The 17548-nt window shown below is 47.9% G+C and carries 18 protein-coding genes; 7 read left to right on the forward strand and 11 right to left on the reverse strand.

The window, feature by feature from the left end; all coding sequences use genetic code 11:
- Positions 1–27 precede the first annotated feature (27 nt).
- The gene (locus CP943_RS20525; RefSeq protein WP_095291515.1) at positions 28–1326 is read right to left on the reverse strand and encodes an HD domain-containing protein; all 1299 of its coding nucleotides are present in this window, start codon (positions 1324–1326) and stop codon (positions 28–30) included.
- A gap of 239 nt (positions 1327–1565) precedes the next feature.
- A complete protein-coding gene (locus CP943_RS20530) occupies positions 1566–1790 on the reverse strand; it encodes a YuzB family protein (protein WP_003186096.1) in 225 nt (74 codons plus the stop codon).
- A 219-nt stretch (positions 1791–2009) separates the two neighbouring features.
- Here CP943_RS20530 and CP943_RS20535 point away from each other — a divergent pair, with 219 nt between their 5' ends.
- Both CP943_RS20535 and CP943_RS20540 read left to right on the forward strand, forming a co-directional pair.
- Complete coding sequence (locus CP943_RS20535; RefSeq protein WP_023857043.1) at positions 2010–2798, forward strand: RsfA family transcriptional regulator; 789 nt, start codon at positions 2010–2012, stop codon at positions 2796–2798.
- Between the two features lie 164 nt (positions 2799–2962).
- On the forward strand, positions 2963–3292 hold the full coding sequence (locus tag CP943_RS20540) for a YjdJ family protein (RefSeq protein WP_023857042.1): 330 nt from the start codon (positions 2963–2965) through the stop codon (positions 3290–3292).
- A gap of 169 nt (positions 3293–3461) precedes the next feature.
- Here CP943_RS20540 and CP943_RS20545 read toward each other — a convergent pair whose 3' ends face one another.
- The 7 genes from CP943_RS20545 to CP943_RS20575 form a co-directional block, all read right to left on the reverse strand.
- On the reverse strand, positions 3462–4307 hold the full coding sequence (locus tag CP943_RS20545) for an octanoyl-[GcvH]:protein N-octanoyltransferase (RefSeq protein WP_026580256.1): 846 nt from the start codon (positions 4305–4307) through the stop codon (positions 3462–3464).
- A gap of 103 nt (positions 4308–4410) precedes the next feature.
- A complete protein-coding gene (pobA, locus tag CP943_RS20550) occupies positions 4411–5616 on the reverse strand; it encodes a 4-hydroxybenzoate 3-monooxygenase (RefSeq protein WP_105981279.1) in 1206 nt (401 codons plus the stop codon).
- Between the two features lie 15 nt (positions 5617–5631).
- Complete coding sequence (locus CP943_RS20555; protein ID WP_023857039.1) at positions 5632–7008, reverse strand: MFS transporter; 1377 nt, start codon at positions 7006–7008, stop codon at positions 5632–5634.
- A gap of 38 nt (positions 7009–7046) precedes the next feature.
- Positions 7047–7898, reverse strand: coding sequence for a DODA-type extradiol aromatic ring-opening family dioxygenase (locus CP943_RS20560; RefSeq protein ID WP_023857038.1), 852 nt, complete (start codon positions 7896–7898; stop codon positions 7047–7049).
- Between the two features lie 23 nt (positions 7899–7921).
- Positions 7922–8113, reverse strand: a complete 192-nt coding sequence (locus tag CP943_RS20565; RefSeq protein ID WP_020453317.1) for a 4-oxalocrotonate tautomerase — start codon at positions 8111–8113, stop codon at positions 7922–7924.
- A 14-nt stretch (positions 8114–8127) separates the two neighbouring features.
- A complete protein-coding gene (locus CP943_RS20570; protein WP_023857037.1) occupies positions 8128–8913 on the reverse strand; it encodes a 2-keto-4-pentenoate hydratase in 786 nt (261 codons plus the stop codon).
- Between the two features lie 14 nt (positions 8914–8927).
- Positions 8928–10403 (reverse strand): aldehyde dehydrogenase, encoded by a 1476-nt coding sequence (locus tag CP943_RS20575; protein ID WP_025810619.1) that lies wholly within the window; start codon positions 10401–10403, stop codon positions 8928–8930.
- Positions 10404–10603: 200 nt separating this feature from the next.
- Between CP943_RS20575 and CP943_RS20580 the strand changes: the two genes are divergently transcribed.
- On the forward strand, positions 10604–11383 hold the full coding sequence (locus tag CP943_RS20580) for an IclR family transcriptional regulator (protein WP_105981280.1): 780 nt from the start codon (positions 10604–10606) through the stop codon (positions 11381–11383).
- An 18-nt stretch (positions 11384–11401) separates the two neighbouring features.
- Entirely contained in the window at positions 11402–12352 is a 951-nt protein-coding gene (locus tag CP943_RS20585; protein WP_048350408.1) for an amidohydrolase family protein, read from the forward strand.
- Positions 12353–12394: 42 nt separating this feature from the next.
- Here CP943_RS20585 and pta read toward each other — a convergent pair whose 3' ends face one another.
- The gene (gene pta, locus CP943_RS20590; protein ID WP_020453322.1) at positions 12395–13366 is read right to left on the reverse strand and encodes a phosphate acetyltransferase; all 972 of its coding nucleotides are present in this window, start codon (positions 13364–13366) and stop codon (positions 12395–12397) included.
- Positions 13367–13655: 289 nt separating this feature from the next.
- Between pta and hemQ the strand changes: the two genes are divergently transcribed.
- Complete coding sequence (gene hemQ, locus CP943_RS20595) at positions 13656–14420, forward strand: hydrogen peroxide-dependent heme synthase (protein ID WP_020453323.1); 765 nt, start codon at positions 13656–13658, stop codon at positions 14418–14420.
- Between the two features lie 46 nt (positions 14421–14466).
- Here hemQ and bslA read toward each other — a convergent pair whose 3' ends face one another.
- Positions 14467–15006, reverse strand: coding sequence for a biofilm surface layer hydrophobin BslA (gene bslA, locus CP943_RS20600; protein ID WP_023857033.1), 540 nt, complete (start codon positions 15004–15006; stop codon positions 14467–14469).
- A 422-nt stretch (positions 15007–15428) separates the two neighbouring features.
- Here bslA and CP943_RS20610 point away from each other — a divergent pair, with 422 nt between their 5' ends.
- Both CP943_RS20610 and gerQ read left to right on the forward strand, forming a co-directional pair.
- Entirely contained in the window at positions 15429–16775 is a 1347-nt protein-coding gene (locus tag CP943_RS20610) for a TrkH family potassium uptake protein (protein ID WP_020453326.1), read from the forward strand.
- Between the two features lie 227 nt (positions 16776–17002).
- Positions 17003–17539: a spore coat protein GerQ gene (gene gerQ, locus CP943_RS20615; protein WP_020453327.1), complete on the forward strand. Its 537-nt coding sequence runs from the start codon at positions 17003–17005 to the stop codon at positions 17537–17539.
- The last annotated feature ends 9 nt before the right edge of the window (positions 17540–17548 follow it).

Consider the following 17548-nt stretch of genomic DNA (forward strand, 5'->3'; position numbering starts at 1 on the left):
TCCGCCATCTCCTTCATCCTTTTCTTTCTATATCAGTCCGAGCAATTCTTTCATTCTTTTCGCATGACGGCCGTCAGGCAATCCTTCGATTAAATCGAGCGGGAAATACAGCTTATGGTCCGTTCTCCGCTTGCCTGATATCGCATCGACAATATCGGATTGCCGCGACAGCTCCTTAATCTGGCCGTTGTGCGTCAGCAATTGAATCGGGAGGCGCTCCTCTTCTTCCCCCGGTCTGTAGAAATCATAAGGAAGGTCTGAGGACGAATCCACCACAAGGTAATAATCGGGATCAATCCCTGATTCTTTAAACAAGGCGGTCAGTTCAAAGTAAGTCGCCATTTCCTCATTCGGATTGAATTCCGCATACTGGAACAGCCTGCGGTTGATAAACCGGCGGCATAAATCAGACAAAACCTCATCCTCTTCTTTTTCCCAGGCCTGAAAATAATAAAGAATGATTGCTTCATCAAGACTCAAATAATCTTCCAATGTGACATTGCCTTCAAAAATAGAATAAAAATGCACGGGCGCATACGTGAAAACATAGCCTTCCTCATGAAGCTGCTTTGCACGGTGAAGAATCTTCGTCAAAATCACTTCCGCGCTTCTTGTCACAGGATGGAAATAGACCTGCCAGTACATCTGGTACCGGCTCATAATATAATCCTCAACGGCATGCATTCCGCTTTGCTTAATCACGATTTGGTCTTCGCGCGGCCGCATCACGCGGAGGATCCGCTCCATATCGAAATGGCCGTAGCTGACGCCGGTATAATAGGCGTCTCTCTGAAGATAGTCCATGCGGTCAGCGTCAATCTGGCTTGAGATCAGGCTGACGACCTGCTTGTTCTGATAGGTTTTCGCGATGACCTCAGCGACATCCTTTGCAAACGTCGGGCTCACCTTGTTTAACACCTGGTTAACTTCTGTATCGCCTAAAATGATCGCTCTCGTAAAATCTTCATGATCAAGCCGGAAGACCTTTTCAAACGAATGGGAAAACGGGCCGTGCCCCAAATCGTGCAGCAATGCGGCGCAAAGGCACAGATCACGCTCGCTGTCATTCCATTCCTCCCTGCCTTTAAAAACGTCATCAACCATTCTTCTGACAATTTCATAGACGCCGAGAGAATGGTTGAAACGGCTGTGTTCGGCTCCGTGAAACGTCAAATAGGTCGTTCCAAGCTGTTTGATTCTGCGCAGTCTCTGAAATTCACGGGTTCCGATCAAGTCCCATATCAGCTTGTCCCGTACATGGACATAGCGGTGAACAGGATCTTTAAACACTTTTTCTTCTGATAATTTTCCGTTTGGATACGCCATTTTTGTCCCTCTTTTTTTCAAACGTGAGGCAAACTGATCGCTGCCCATCCGTCTCTTTTTCTTCGGAGAACTAAATGTATATTGTAAGTATTGCCCGATCTGCTTGTTTTCTTTTAGGTCTGTTTCTATTATATCGAGTCTGCTTTTTTGAAAACATCCTTGAATTTACCCGGCTATTTGTTCCAGACTGCAAAAAAGCCGGCAAACAAGCAAAAACGCCTGACCCGTTAGGGAGGCGGTTATTTTTTGAGTTTCTTTTTCACTTTTTCGATCAGCTCGTCTTCATCAGGAGCTGACAGCGGACGATTATTGACAAACGCGAACGATTTTTTTCGTCCCGGCCCGCAGTAAGACTGGCAGCCGATTTCCACTTTTGCATCCGGATCGATTTCTTTCAGACGGGGCAAAAGCGTCTTTAAATTAGTGGCCTGACAATCGTCGCATACTCGAAATTCATTAGCCATTTCATACGCTTCCTTTCGTTTTGTTCATCTGTCTTTATGAAAGGCATTCAACCGTGCCGAACTTTGATAAAAAATGACACCATCCTTCATTTTACAAGGATTCTTTCATTCCTGCAAGGATCGCGCTAAAAAAATCAGTTCCTATTCTTTTAGCAAACTTGTATAAATATTTTCCAAAATGGACAATCTAATACCAATACTGACAATGGGAGTTGAGAAGTGATGAAACAAAGACAAGACGCTTGGTCTGAAGAGAATGATTTACTGCTTGCTGAAACGGTATTGCGGCATGTCAGAGAAGGCAGCACACAGCTGAACGCCTTCGAGGAAGTCGGAGACAGACTGAACAGGACATCAGCCGCCTGCGGTTTTAGATGGAACGCGGTTGTCCGCCACCAATACGAAAAAGCATTGCAGCTGGCTAAAAAACAAAGGAAGCAAAGAATGCGCGCCCTTGGAAACGGCCAGCCGGCGAAAAAACGCTTATTATACAAGCCGCCTGTCGAAACAGAGGCTGAACCGCCTGCAGAAAGCGTCATTGAGCAGCAGAAAGCAACCGCCGATTCAAGCGAACAGCAGCCGATCGCCAGCGAGCATCTGCCTTATGTTGATGAGAGCTTTAAAGAAGAGTTAGCTAGTTTATCGCACCTTCTATCGCCAAACCAGCCGCAGGCAGGCCATTCAGCCGATTCATCGAAAGACATGACGATCGATGATGTGATCCGCTTCCTGCAAAACTACACAGGAAACGAAGCACAGACTGCCGCTTTAAAAATGGAAAATGACCGCTTAAAACAGGAAAATGAAGAGCTGACGAAAAAAGTTGAAAAGCTTGAAGCTGAAGTCAAAAAGCTGGAAAAAGACCAGTCGACCATCCAGGAAGACTACGAAACGCTCGTAAAAATTATGAACCGTGCAAGAAAACTAGTTTTATTCGAAGAAGACGAACACGCTGCGCCCGCCTTCAAAATGGACCGGAACGGCAATTTAGAAAAAATGGCTGAATAGCGCTTTCAGAGGGTGCGGCAAAGAGACAGAACTGAAACATAAAAATTTGCCGATACGCTGATACCCCTTTCTTGAAAAAAGGGGGTATTTTTTACCTCTGCGGCTTGCTTTCATATGACAAAAATTTCATAATAGGGATAGCAATTTATAAGGCGGGGTATTCGATGAAGTTTGTTTTATATGCGGTTCAGTTAGGCACGGCAGCCCTTTTGTTTTTGTTTTCTGCATTGGCAAGCTGGTATCAAGGCAGCGAGCTTTTAAAGGTGCCGTGGGAGTGGAAATATACAGCCAAGTTTACAAAACTGCTCTATGGAGAGGACTCCATAAAATACGCACACGATATTTCCCAGCTTGATTTTTTCGTCTACGCGGCCAAGCATACGCCGGCAACCGTAATTTTAATGGCTGTCAGTTTGGCGTATATCATCGCTTTGGCGGCTTATCTTCTCATCAAAACATATGTAAAACGAAAAAGCGCTTTGAGCGCAGCATAAAAAAACCGCTTCGGAAGCGGTGAAGTGTGACAAAATCCTGAAACGTTCAACCGTTTTAGGATTTTGCCGTCTATGAAGCATTTTCTCAATCCGCTAGAGGCAGCCGCGGTTTTTCGCCGCTTTAAGCATGCCTGGCAACGAATATAACGGGAGCGCAGAGGCTCTTCTTCTATCCAAAAACTTTTTCATTCCGCTCAATCATACGGACGAGGTTTTTTTCATAGGCTTCTTCTTCTGCGGGCGTGAGGGGGCCTTGATAAATCTCCCCGCCCAGCTCTTTCAGCTGTGTCAGAAGCAAGAGCATCAAGTCCTGCACCGAGATGTCTTCATTGAGAAGCTCGGAGAGCGAAGCCATCGTTTCCGGGCGAATATCGGGATAAACGGCTTTTGTTTTCCCGCGCATGTCTTTCAATGCGGTGTCGTAGAAACGTTTGATCAGCTCAGCGCGACCGCTTCCGCTTTGATCAGCGCATAAATAAATTTGAACAGCCACTCCGCCTCTCAGCCGCCTCTGGGAAATTCCCGCAAACTTCCTTCCCCCGATGCTCAAATCAAAGCTCCCCGGACAGTAAGAGCCTTTGATTTCATAGGCTTCGATTGCTGCGTCATAGGATGACAGCATTCGCTTAACGAGCTCAAACATCGCTTCATAGCCCCGGTCGATATCAATTCCGTTTTTCTTATCCTGAAAAATCAGCGAAACGTTTAAAACCCCGCTGTCCAAAACGACGGCCAGTCCGCCGGAATTGCGAACGATGACTTGATAGCCCGCTTCTTCAAGCAATGAAATCCCGTCTTGTAAATAAGGAAGCCTTGTATCCTGAATTCCGAGCACGATCGTGTCATGGTGCACCCAGGAACGCGCCGTCGCCGGAGACAAACCCTTTCCGACAGAAGCGCACAGCGTATCATCTATCGCAAATGATTGTTTTGCATCAAAATATGGGCCGAGGCTGGATTGGTCAATAATTCTCCATTTCGGCTGGATGAGTAGATCAATCGGTTGCTTTGCCATATATATTGTAAACCCTTTCGTTATGCATTTCAGCCAACATCCATTATACCATTTACGAAAACATGATGTGGGATTTTTCTTATCTCCGGCGCTTCTCCTTCATTCATGTGACGCTTAAAGACGGTTCTCCGAATTCGAGCGGCAGCCCGACGTAATTTTCGGCAAGACTTTGAGCGGCCGCTGTTGAGGTTGTGACATGGTCAAGCTCAGCCAATTGAATTTGGTAGTCAAATGGCGTGTAGCCGTGATGACGGTGCAGCAGGGATGTCATATACCAGGAAAAGCGCTCCGCTTTCCAGACGCGGCGGAGGCAAGCCTCAGAATAGCGGTCCAGCCGTTCGGTATTGCCGGCTTCGTAATAGTCTTCGAGCGCCCACGCAAGCCGTTGGACATCCGCCATCGCAAGATTCAGGCCTTTCGCACCGGTCGGCGGTACAATATGCGCGGCATCCCCCGCTAAATACAGTCTGCCGTATTGCATCGGATCGCATATAAAGCTTCTCATCGAGACAATGTTCTTTTGAATCACAGGGCCTTCAGTCAGCTTCCATCCGTCATCGGCCGACAGCCTTAAATGAAGCTTCTCCCATATCCTTTCGTCCGGCCAGTTCCCGATTGAATCTGAAGGGCTGACTTGCAGGTAAAGCCGCTGGATTTCCGGAGTCCTCGTGCTGACGAGGGCAAACCCGTCCTCATGATGGGCATACACAAGTTCAGACGAGGACGGAGGGGCTTCAGCCAATATGCCGAGCCATCCGTATGGGTACACCTTTTCGTACTCTTTGCGGATCTCCCTCGGAATGCTTTGTCTGCTCGGCCCATGAAATCCGTCGCACCCCGCAATGAAATCGCAGGTCAGTTCTTCTGTATCGCCGTTTTCAGTCTGATAAGTGATGACGGGCGCTTCTGTATCAATATTTGACAGGCGGACGCCAGACACATTGAAAACGATGCGCCCTCCCGATTGCAGACGGACGTCGATTAAATCTTTGATCACTTCATGCTGGGGATAGATGGCAATGTACTTTCCTCCCGTCAGCTTGTGCATATCAATTCTGTGCCGCTTGCCGCCAAAGCGGATCTCAATCCCTTGATGAAACATGGCTGTTTTCATCATCCGTTCACCGGCGCCTGTTTCATTTAGCAAATCTACCGTCATCTGTTCAAGAACGCCTGCACGGATGGTTTCTTCAATCTCCTTTCGCGAGCGGGATTCGATCACGACCGCTTCGATTCCCCGGCGTTGGAGCAGGTTTGCGAGCATAAGCCCGGCAGGCCCCGCTCCGATAATTCCCACTTGTGTCCGCAAAATGGTTTCCTCCCTTTATCCATGTTTTGATGTGGCTTCTAACGTAAACTCGGCGCTTTCCGATTTAGAGACAAAATCAAATGAAGCATGCTTCTCTTGGACGAGCATGATGCCAAGCGCAGCAAAAACACTCGGGATCGCGAACACCATGAAAGCCTGCTTCGGCTCCATCCCGGCAGCAAGAATCAATGCAAACAGCGAAGGGGCAATGATCGCTCCGAGTCTGCCGACCCCGAGCGCCCAGCCGATTCCGGTCGCTCTGATTTCTTTCGGATAATATTCTGAAATATAAGGATTGGCGATATTTTGCGCTCCGACAGTGCATGCTCCGCCTAAAGCAATCAGCAAGTACAGAAGAACGGCGTTCATCGTCATTCCAAACGCTGCAAAACAAAAGGCCCCGATGACATACATCGCCGCAAGCACTTTTTTATGGCCGGCCTTATCTGCCAAATATCCGCCGAGTACCGCTCCTGCGGCTTGTCCGCTGCACAGCGCCAGATTAAATGACAAGCTTGACGACAGCCCGTAACCTGACTCCTGCATCATTTTCGGAAGCCATGTATTTAAGCCGTAGACCATGAGAAGGCAGCTGAAAACGGAAAGCCAGAATGCGAATGTGCTCGCTGCACGTTTTTGTTCGAACAGTTTTTTAACTGGAAAGCCCTTCTTTTCTTTCGCAATCACCGAAATTTGATAATTGTCGTCTTCCCTGTACCGTCCCGCCGGATGCACCTGATTGAGAATCTCAGCCAACGCTTTCGTCTTCTTCTTCAAAACGTAAAATGACAGAGATTCGGGGAACCGGCTGAAAAAAAACGGGAGCACAAAGAGCGGCACGGCTCCGATCAGATACAGCACTCTCCAGCTTGTCCCGGGCACGGCGAACATGCCGACGAGAGACGCCAGCACACCGCCTGCGGAATAGCCGCAATACATGGCGGCTACGATCACCGCTCTGTTTTTTTTCGGCGAATATTCGGTCATCAGCGAAATCGCATTTGGCATCAACCCGCCCATTCCAAGAGCAGCAAGAAACCGCATGATCGTAAACAAAAGCGGAGAATCGATCAGCCCGGCCAATGCCGTAAACAGGCTGAACAGAAAAATACAGAAGCCTAACACCTTTTTGCGGCCGTATTGATCTGCGAGCGGTGAAAAAATAAGTGCGCCGAGCATCATACCGATCAATGTATAGCTGCCGATCGCTCCGGCTTGAATGGCGGTCAGGCTCCATTCCTCCATCAGCCACGGCAAGCTGACGCCGTACATCGCAATATCATAACCGTCAAAGGCGATGGCGAAAAAACACCATAGGAAAACAGTCAGATGCACTTTGTTGAATTTGCTGGCCGCCATGATTTCTGCTGGATGAACTGAACGATTTTTCATGTTTCCCTCCACGATTCTAATCGTATTATGAGAACAGCTTAACGTACGGTGTCTTTTTCATTGAAAGCGTGCGTGCGAGCTTTTTGCCCCGCAGGTTCGAATGCCATGACGACATTGGAGCTCCCGGAAGACTGGCCGTATCCGTAAAACGTGCTTTTACATCCGTCTTCAAGCACGCCCAAAAGCATTGCAATGTGACGGCCGCCAGCTTCAAGTCCGGCATTTTTAGCATATTGAGGCAGCATCTGCTGAGCAGATATAAGATCGTTGTCTGTTAAATAGGTTAAAAATTGAGCATCGAGGGCCTGTTCGGCCAAAGTCGGCATGCATTCGGGCCCTCTCACCAAATGGTGGCTGAGTGCCCCGCTGCTGATGAACACGATTTTCTTTCTGCTTTCCTTCAGTACTCTTCCGGCAATCCGGCCCCACAAATACGTTTCTTCCAGGTTCGCCGCCAATGTAACCGATAAATCGATGACCGGAATATCCCCTTTTGGAACGAGATAGCGCAGCGGAACAACTGTCCCGTAGTCCCAGCAGTAGGCGGGATCGTTGATAGGAATGACGGAAAGCCCCTCTTTTGCGCCGGCTTCGGCCAACTGCAGCGCCAATTCCGTGTCCCCGGGGTAAGAATACGGAACATCGGAAATTAAATTCGGGCACTCCAAAGCTGTTAAAACGCCTTGATGATCGGGAGCCGCATCGATCAGATGATCGAAGCTTGACGTCCAGTGACAGGAAATCAAGACAACGGCATCAGGCTGAATTCTTTCGATGATCCCGGAGAGCCGCTTCATCCCTTTGACCAGCTCTTTTTGAAAGTCAGGGGTTTTATCTTCAAAGCACATCCTCGGTGTATGCGGAACAAGCGCCGCCAATTCGATTGACATGTAGATTCCTCCCGTCGCCTTCTTTAAGGTCTTAATTTTGAAACCGGTGTTCCGCCTATGCCCCAGTGGCTTTTAGGAATTTCGGTGACAAGAACACGGACGTTTTCCCTCGGAGCATCAAGGGTGGCGCTCAACGTTTCCGTCACTTTTTGAATGACTTCCTCGACCTTTTCAGGCGGCCGGCCTTCTAATAATTGAATATGAACGATCGGCATATGATCACCTCAGGTTATGATTGGACTGAAAATGATACATCTCCCAGTCCTTCTACTTGTGCTGAAACGCGGTCGCCCGGCTGCAGCATGACAGCTCCCGTTACACCGCCCGTTAAAATGATGCTACCGGCCGCAAGCTTTTGTTTCTTCCTGGAGAGCATATTGGCGAGCATGGCCGCCGAATTTGCGGGATGTCCGACAACTGCTGCACCAGTGCCCTGCTCTTTGACCTCGCCGTTTATCACTAAAGAGACTTTTGCTTCATCAAGCTTGAAATGGTCCGGCATCTTCACTTTTTCACCTAACACCACCCTTGAAGATGACGCATTGTCCGCAATGACATCAGGCAGGGTAAATGAGAAGTTTTCATAACGGCTGTCAATCACTTCAAGAACGGGAATCAATTCAGCAACGGCTTCAAGGACCTTCTCCTTTGTAACACCCGGCCCTTCAATATCCTTTCCAAGCACAAAAGCAATCTCGGCTTCAACCTTCGGGTGAATCAGCTCGTTCATCCGGATGCTTCCGCCGTTTGGTACGATCATATCTTCAAAAATATAACCGTAGATCGGCTCCTCGACGTTCATCTGCTCCATTTTCGCCCGGCTTGTCAGGCCCATTTTCGGACCGATAATGCCGTTGCCATCCCATAATTTCAGTTGAATCAGTTCTTCTTGAATCGCATACGCCTCTTCGACGGTCAGCTCCGGGTAGTCCTTTGTGATTCTTTCAACCTCGCGCTTCTCTGTTTCAGCAAGATACAAGAGGCGCGCCGTATCCTTCAATGCTGTGGCATTCATCCGTTTTCCTCCTTTTACAGCTTGATGCAAATATTGGTTAATTCGCTGAAGAATTCGAGGCTGTGAATGCCTCCTTCTCGTCCGAGCCCGCTCTGTTTCATGCCGCCAAACGGTGTCCGAAGATCGCGGAGAAACCAGCTGTTGACCCATACCATGCCCGATTCGATTTGCCCGGCTACGCGGTGCGCCCGGCGGAGGTCGTTCGTCCATACGGTCGCGCTTAATCCGTAATGTGTATCATTAGCCTGTGCAATAACTTCCTCCTCTTCGTCGAACGGAATCACCGTCACGACTGGCCCGAAGATTTCTTCTTTGATGAGCCTGGAATTGCGGGAAAGTCCGGTGATAATCGTCGGTTCAAGAAAGCAGCCGGATTCCTGTCCTTCAGGGCGTTTTCCTCCGGTTAAAATAACGCCGCCTTCCCGTTTGGCCAATTCGATGTAGTTCATCACACGCTCGGTGTGTTCAGAAGAAATTAAGGCGCCGATATTCGTATCCGGATCAAAAGGATCGCCGACTTTGAGCTCTTTCGTTTTCTCAACGAACTTGTTCAGAAATTCGTCATACGCTTCCCGCTCGACATAGATGCGGGAGCCACTCATACATACTTCGCCCTGGTTGACGAAACTCGATTTCAATGAGATGCTGACGGCTTCCTCCATGTCGGCATCGGCAAAAATAATATTCGGGTTCTTTCCTCCCAATTCAAAGGAAAGTTTCTTTAATGTTTTCGAAGCAGCTTCCATAATGATTTTGCCGGTTGTCGTTTCTCCCGTGAAAGATATCGCATCAACATCGGGATGCTCAGAAAGCGCAGCGCCGGCGGAATCAGGCCCAAACCCGTGGACGATGTTGACGACTCCGTCAGGCATTCCTGCATCATGGCAGATTTCCCCGAGGAGCGTGGCTGTCAGCGGCGTCAGTTCAGCCGGTTTGATGACGGCTGTATTTCCCGCCGCCAGACAAGGCGCCAATTTCCACGTCAGCAAAAGCAGCGGCAAGTTCCACGGATTGATCAGCCCGACGACGCCGACCGGACGGCGGATCGCATAATTGATTGCAAGATCGTCAGTTTGGTAAGCTTCTGTTCCGGCTCCTCTCATAAAATCCGCAAAAAAATGAAAGTTGAAAGCAGCCCGCGGAATATCTAAATTACTTGAGAGCGAAAGCGGCTTCCCCGTATCCAATGTCTCGAGCCTTGCCAGTTCGTCTTTACGCTCAAGTATGATGTCGCCGACCTTTCTGATGATCCGAATCCTTTCGTCAGCGGTCATGTTTTTCCAGCGTCCGTTTAAAGCACGCCTTGCTGCCGCGACTGCAAGATCGACCTCTTTTTTGCCTCCTTCCGCAACGCTCCCGATGATTTCCTGTGTAGCCGGGTTGATGTTGTCAAACGTACTGCCGTTCTCTGAAGGAAAGTACCTGCCGTTTATGTAGTGCTGACAGTCAAAAGGTTTTACGAGTTTTGCCGATGGGGTCTGAACATTCATATTCTACAAACATCCTCCTTTTCAAATCCTTTCCATTAAGTTAAATGATTTTAAACGACAAGAAAACAGCAATGTTCCTCTATGCGGAACAAATCAGACATTTTTCCGAAAATTTGATATTTTCCGCTTTTTTATTTTTTAAATCATGTTATATTATGGAATAAAAGGCAACGAAAACAAGGGAGAGAGTTGAGGAACCTATGACTGTTGAGACAAAGGACCACCAGCTGCTCGGTTCAGTAAAAAATGCACTTCGTCTGCTTCAATCGTTTACATTAGAGACACCGGAAAAGAAACTAACCGAACTCGCCTCATCGCTCGGCCTCGGAAAAAGCACAGTATCGCGCCTTTTGACTACATTGGAAAGCGAAGGGTTTGTCATGAAGGACCCGGAATCCAGAAGATACAAGCTCGGCTTATCGGTTCTGAAGTTAAACACCATTGTCAACTGCACTCTTGAAATCAACCGCGAATCCCAGCCGGTCCTCAAACGGCTGACAGAAGAGACCGGCGAAACGTCGCATATTGCGATGCGACGCGAGCTCAGCGTCGTTTATCTCAATCGGACGGAATGCCCCCGCCCTGTCGAACTTCTCTCATATATCGGGCGGCAAAACCCGATGCATTGCACAAGCTCGGGCAAGGTGCTTCTCGCCTTTGACGAAGACGGCATATTGGATGAGTATGTGAAGGAAGGCTTGAAAAGCTGTACAAAACAAACGATTACAGACGAGGACAAATTGAGGGAGGCGCTGAAAACCGTTAAAGAAAACGGGTTTGACGTCAGTTGCGGGGAATTCATTGATGGTGTCACATCCATCTCAGCTCCCGTCAGAAACCACGCGGGACGAGTGTTGTACGCCGTCAGTGTCGTAGGTCCGGCAGAACGCATAAAGGCCCGGCAGGCGAAAATCGTATACCAAGTGAAAAAAGCGGCCCGGGATATTTCCGAAAGAATCGGGTACTGGAAACGAATATAAAAATTGGGGGAATCGGCTTTGTATGATCTTCACACGCACTTTATACCGCACGATGTGCTGCTTTGGCTGGACGACAATGAAAAGAAGGTCCACGCCGTCCGCGAAAAAAAGGATGGCCGCCAAGCGGAGTTTTTGACGGTCAATCACAAATGGGGCTTTGAATTAAAAGAGCTGTTCTACCAGGAAGCTTTATATTTGGAAGCCCAGCAGGAAGCCGGCGTCTCACACTCATTGGTATCGCCGGTTCCCCAGCTTTTCCTTTACGATCTCGCCGAAGAAATCACAGACGAATTGTCCTTTGTATACAACAAAGCGCTTGCCGGGTGGGTTAAAAAACACGACGGCCGCCTTTCAGGCCTCGGCACCGTCCCGCTGAACAGCCCTTTAAAGGCGAGCGAGCGCCTGAATGAAGCGATGAACAACGGCCTTAAAGGAGCGATTATCGGCCCCGGCGCTTCGCAAATGCTTCTCTCAGACGAAGCATTTACACCGTTTTGGGAAACGGCTGACAGAAGAAAAGCGATTATCTTTATCCATCCGCTCCTTTCTGAAGATCCGCGGCTTCGCCGCAGGATGCTGCCAAATTTGATCGGCGTTCCGTGGGAAACGACAATTTGCGCCGCTGATCTTTTGTTAAGCGGGTTTACAGACCGTTTTCGCAATGTGAAAATTCTGCTGGCGCACGGCGGCGGCTTTTTGCCCTATCAGATCGGAAGACTGGACAAAGGATATGACAAATGGGCCGGCGTTTCTTCATCGCTCTCGGCGCCGCCGCGCGAATATTTGCGGAAGTTTTGGTTTGACAGCGTGCTGTGGGAGAAAGAAAGCGCGGCATATTTGAAGAAGCTCATCGGAGAAGACCGCCTTGTTCCGGGTTCCGATTTTCCTTTTGACCTTTGTCAGTGGCCGCCTCTCGATCCCGGTCGGAAAGGGGCGGAATCTCTGCTGAATGTAGCGATTGAAGCATAAAAAAAGGCGAACCTCTTCAGGTTCACCTTTTTCAAAAACAAATTACAGCGCTTGAACTGCCGTAATCAGCGCAAGATTATAAACGTCTTCAGCGTTGCATCCTCTGGAGAGGTCGTTTACAGGCATGTTCAGCCCTTGCAGAATCGGACCGACCGCTTCGAAGTTGCCGAGGCGCTGAGCGATTTTATAGCCGATGTTCCCCGCTTCAAGGCTTGGGAAAACAAATACGTTTGCATCACCTTTAATGACGGAGTCCGGCGCTTTTTTCTCGGCGACAGATGGAACGAATGCCGCATCAAATTGGAATTCGCCGTCCAGTGTAAGCTCAGGCGCTTTTTCTTTGGCGATCGCAACCGCATTGGCTACCTTTTCAGTTTCGTCTGATTTTGCAGAGCCTTTTGTTGAAAAGCTGAGCATGGCGACACGAGGGTCAATGTTGAACATTTTCGCTGTGTTCGCACTTTCGATTGCAATTTCCGCAAGGTCCTGACTGTCAGGCGCAATATTGATCGCACAGTCTGCAAATACATACTGCTCATCGCCGCGCGCCATGATAAACACGCCGGAAGTTTTCTTCACGCCTTCTTTTGTTTTAATAATTTGCAGCGCAGGGCGAACCGTATCCGCTGTTGAATGAGCCGCACCGCTGACAAGACCGTCGGCAAGCCCTTTATAAACAAGCATCGTTCCAAAATAGTTCTCATCTAAAAGGATTTGGCGGGCCTGTTCTTCCGTCGCTTTTCCTTTGCGGCGTTCAACGAAAGCCTGAACAAGGTCTTCCATTCCTTCGTATGTATGAGGATCGTATATGTCAACGCCATCCAGCGTCAAATTCAACCCGTTCGCTTTATCTTTGATTTCCTGCTCGTTTCCCACAAGGATCGGCTTTAATACGTTGTTTCCGGCCAAATCGTTGACAGCTTTGAGAATGCGCTCGTCCATACCTTCCGGAAATACGATTTTAACTCCTTTTCCTGCTACTTTTTCCTGCACTGTTGTAAATAGATCTGCCACTATATACCCTCCTTGAAAGTGTCACAAATACTTCATTTCTCTATTAAGCATACTCTTTTGTGATATAAATTCAATCCTTCTGTATTTTATTATAATGCTTTCACTTTTTAAACGCTTTTTTTAAATTAATTTAAGTGCGGCAGGGTTTAAACACTTCTATTAGTATATAACAGCCTTTCCCAGTTATACGACAGATCGTCACCTTTTGTTCAAATCTTCTAAACGGATAAAACGCGGCAAACTATGATATGATGAAGGCAAGTACATACAAATTGGGAGTGATTGCAAAATGAGCGAACAGCAAAAAACGAACGAAGCCGCCCAAACGCTTGACGGCTGGTATGCCCTTCACGATTTCCGGACAATGGACTGGTCCGCATGGAAAATGCTTTCAAGCGATGAGCGCCAGATCATTATCAGCGAATTTACAGGTCTTCTCGAAAAATGGGGAGCTGCTCAAAAAGAAGGAAACGGAAGCCACACGCTATACAGCATCGTCGGCCAAAAAGCGGACTTCATGCTGATGATTTTGCGTCCTACGATGGAGGAATTAAATCAAATTGAACTTGAGTTCAATAAATCCAAACTCGCTGAATACACGATACCTGCTTATTCATACGTATCCGTTGTCGAGCTGAGCAACTATATGGGAAGCGGCGAGGGAGACCCTTACGAAAATCCGCAAGTGCGTGCGCGCCTGTACCCTGAGCTCCCGAACGCCAAATATGTCTGCTTCTATCCGATGGATAAAAGAAGATCGGGCGATGACAACTGGTACATGCTGTCTATGGAAGAGAGAAGAAGCTTGATGCGCAGCCACGGGATGATCGGCCGCGGCTATGCGGGCAAAGTGAAACAGATTATTACCGGCTCAATCGGATTTGACGATTATGAGTGGGGTGTCACGCTCTTTTCAGATGATGTGCTCCAGTTCAAAAAGCTCGTCTATGAAATGCGCTTCGATGAAGTAAGCGCCCGGTACGGTGAATTCGGTTCATTCTTTGTCGGCAACCGCCTCGCAAATGAACAGCTGCCTGCATTTTTGCATGTGTAATGATAAAAAGCTCCAAAGACCTCGGTCTTTGGAGCTTTTTTGCCTATTACTTGCAGTTACACGGCTGTGTAGGCGGAGTCGCCCTTTTTTGCACCTCGATTGAAGATTCGGCATAGAAAGTCGATCCGAGCCCCAGCACTCTGTTCTCCGCCCGGAATGTATACTTTCCTGCGGCAGGCAGCGTTTTGTTTGCCAGCACAAGCTTAAACTCCGCAATACCCAACAGATCAATTGTAAGCGGCAGCCTTACCGTTTTTCCGTTATTCAAAATTTGCCCTGTAGTCAACGCTCTTCCGTTCACGGTATCTTTCGTTGTTGCGGAAAATCCCGACGGCAATGTAAATTCAACCGTTCCCAGCGCCAGGATTGAATTCGGACGATACGTCAGCTCAATATCCGAGAACGACCACTCCTGTTTGCTGGCACCTGTTATAGTCGCATACAAGGAAGCGTTCGCAGCCGGGCGGTAGACAGATTCAGTTTTGGTTGTTTGAGCGCTAGCCTGGAACGAAGGCAGAAAAATCGAAACCATCATCACGAGACTAACCGCCAAGATTGACAATTTAGAACGATACATTCTTTTCAACACAGCAATTCCCCCTAGTCATCATTTTTTTCATCATTCGTCATGACGAAAGCGTACAAGAAAGGCAACATCAAGCAACGCCTTCTTCCCAAAGCGCCGGCACTTTGGTGATTTCTATTAAAAACTACCATTTTTTCAACAGGTAGTAAATGTTTTCCATGTCATATTTTTAAAAGAAATGCAAAATAATAGAATTTAACCAGGCGTTGCTCCTCTTGATTTTCTTCGCTGTTCTTTAGTAAAGGACAAAAGACCCGTCCGCATTCCTTCTCTTCATTCTCCTGATTTTTGTTGACAAACGGTGTATCTGGCTGTACATTATTGACATTATTGAAACATGACCATCTGCGTTTAAATTTGAAATCACCTTGCTTTTTCTCCATTCATGTTTTGACTGAATGGATGAAGAAAGGAACGAAAAAATGCCTAAATTGGTTTCTTCAAATCTTGTAAAAGGTAAGATCATCAATATTAGTCCGCCGCAGACGCTGGCGCTCAGTTTCTTGATTATCATTGCCATCGGCGCCTGTTTATTGAAGCTGCCCGGCGCATCCACTACTTACATCTCATGGGTGGATGCTTTATTCACGGCCACCTCTGCAACTACGGTAACTGGGCTTGTTGTTGTCGATACAGGGGCAGATTTTACGGTTTTCGGACAAACAGTTATTATGTGCCTGATTCAAATCGGCGGACTCGGCTTAATGACGTTTGCCGTTCTCGTCATCATGATGATCGGCAAAAAAATCGGCCTGCAGCAGCGGATTCTCGTTCAAGAAGCATTTAACCAGACTTCTTTAGGCGGACTTGTCCGCCTGGTCAAGCATTTGTTTATTTTCACCATTGTCATAGAATTTGTGGCATTTTTGATCCTTTCGATCAGATGGGTTCCTGAATACGGTTTGCAAAAAGGCTTGTTTCATAGTTTGTTTAACACGATTTCAGCCTTTAACAATGCGGGGTTCTCCCTGTGGCCGGACAACTTGTCTCAATATGTGGGCGACCCGATTGTCAACATTGTCATCACAGGCCTTTTCATTACAGGGGGTATCGGCTTTACCGTTCTGCTGGATTTATGGACAAAGCGAAACTTCCGGACATTATCGCTGCATTCCAAGCTCATGATCGTTGGAACATTGATCATCAATACGACAGCCGCCTTGCTGATTTTTATTTTGGAATACTCGAATCCAGGTACGCTCGGCGGACTGCCTTTAGCCGACAAAATGTGGGGCGCTTACTTCCAGGGTGTGACACCGAGAACTGCCGGATTCAATACGCTTGATATCGCCCAGATGACAACGCCGTCCCTCCTGTTAACCATCGTTTTGATGTTTATCGGAGCCGGAAGCGCGTCAACAGGAAGCGGAATTAAACTGACAACGTTTATCGTGATGATCTTGGCGACGATCACCTTTTTAAGGGGAAAAAGCGAGACGGTTGTGTTCAAAAGGGCGATTAAAATGAAAACCATTTTAAGAGCTTTGGCCATCATTGTGATCAGTTTTTTATTCGTGCTTTTCGCATTATTTATATTGACGATCACAGAGAATGCTCCATTTTTGGAAATCGTCTTTGAAGTATTTTCCGCTTTTGGAACGGTCGGCCTGTCGATGGGACTGACACCTGATTTAACGACCGCAGGCAAAGCGGTTATCATGATGATGATGTTTATCGGCCGCGTCGGGCCTCTCACTATGGCGTTTACGCTGGCCAAGCCGAAGAAGGCGCCGATCCGCCATCCTGAAGATGAAGTGATCACAGGTTAATATGCAGAAAGACCGCTCTTTTCACGAGCGGTCTTTTTGTTTTTCTCTTTCCAACATGATGTGTCGTCATATTCCATCCCGCCCGTTCATACTGTAAAAGGGATGGGAAATATTGATCTATCATCTTGAGTCTTTTACAGCCGGATCGTCTTCATAGCAGCACTTTATCATTCCTCATGTATGGACGGTAGGCATGACTTTGACACAATGAAATGAGGAGGAACGAGATGAAATTTAAAAAAAATCAGATTCAGCCGCTTCAGGAGCTTGAAATGCCGGATTTCCGGCAGCAAATGGGGCCCAACCCTTATCCGCAGATGGGGCAGATGGGGCAAATGTACCAGCAGCATGGACAGCAGCCTTTCACCCAAACGGGGGGGCAGCAATCGTATCAGCAGCCCGGCCCACAGCTGTTCCAGCCGCAGCCGGCAGGAGTCCAGGTCCCTCCGATGCCTTCAGCACAGCAGACTTCACCGAGTATCCCCGGCATGCTGCCGCTTGAGCAATCCTACATTGAAAATATTTTGCGGCTCAATCGCGGAAAAGTGGCAACCGTATATATGACATTTGAAAACAATCCGGAATGGAATGCGAAAGTCTTTCGGGGAGAAATTGAAGCAGCCGGCCGCGACCACATTATTTTAAGCGACAGAAAAACAGGCACACGCTATTTGCTGCTGATGGTGTATCTTGACTATATTACGTTTGATGAGCCGATCACTTATGATTATCCGTATTCAATGGCCTCATATACCCCAAGATAAAGGTTCGGT

The organism is Bacillus paralicheniformis (genome assembly GCF_002993925.1).
Classification (GTDB): Bacteria; Bacillota; Bacilli; order Bacillales; family Bacillaceae; genus Bacillus; species Bacillus paralicheniformis.

Coding starts and splice junctions, on each gene's coding strand:
- CP943_RS20525 (WP_095291515.1), bottom strand. CDS start 1,326: ATGGCGTATCCAAACGGAAAATTATCAGAAGAAAAAGTGTTTAAAGAT.
- CP943_RS20530 (WP_003186096.1), bottom strand. CDS start 1,790: ATGGCTAATGAATTTCGAGTATGCGACGATTGTCAGGCCACTAATTTA.
- CP943_RS20540 (WP_023857042.1), top strand. CDS start 2,963: ATGAAGTTTGTTTTATATGCGGTTCAGTTAGGCACGGCAGCCCTTTTG.
- CP943_RS20545 (WP_026580256.1), bottom strand. CDS start 4,307: ATGGCAAAGCAACCGATTGATCTACTCATCCAGCCGAAATGGAGAATT.
- CP943_RS20555 (WP_023857039.1), bottom strand. CDS start 7,008: ATGAAAAATCGTTCAGTTCATCCAGCAGAAATCATGGCGGCCAGCAAA.
- CP943_RS20560 (WP_023857038.1), bottom strand. CDS start 7,898: ATGTCAATCGAATTGGCGGCGCTTGTTCCGCATACACCGAGGATGTGC.
- CP943_RS20565 (WP_020453317.1), bottom strand. CDS start 8,113: ATGCCGATCGTTCATATTCAATTATTAGAAGGCCGGCCGCCTGAAAAG.
- CP943_RS20570 (WP_023857037.1), bottom strand. CDS start 8,913: ATGAATGCCACAGCATTGAAGGATACGGCGCGCCTCTTGTATCTTGCT.
- CP943_RS20575 (WP_025810619.1), bottom strand. CDS start 10,403: ATGAATGTTCAGACCCCATCGGCAAAACTCGTAAAACCTTTTGACTGT.
- CP943_RS20580 (WP_105981280.1), top strand. CDS start 10,604: ATGACTGTTGAGACAAAGGACCACCAGCTGCTCGGTTCAGTAAAAAAT.
- hemQ (WP_020453323.1), top strand. CDS start 13,656: ATGAGCGAACAGCAAAAAACGAACGAAGCCGCCCAAACGCTTGACGGC.
- CP943_RS20610 (WP_020453326.1), top strand. CDS start 15,429: ATGCCTAAATTGGTTTCTTCAAATCTTGTAAAAGGTAAGATCATCAAT.
- gerQ (WP_020453327.1), top strand. CDS start 17,003: ATGAAATTTAAAAAAAATCAGATTCAGCCGCTTCAGGAGCTTGAAATG.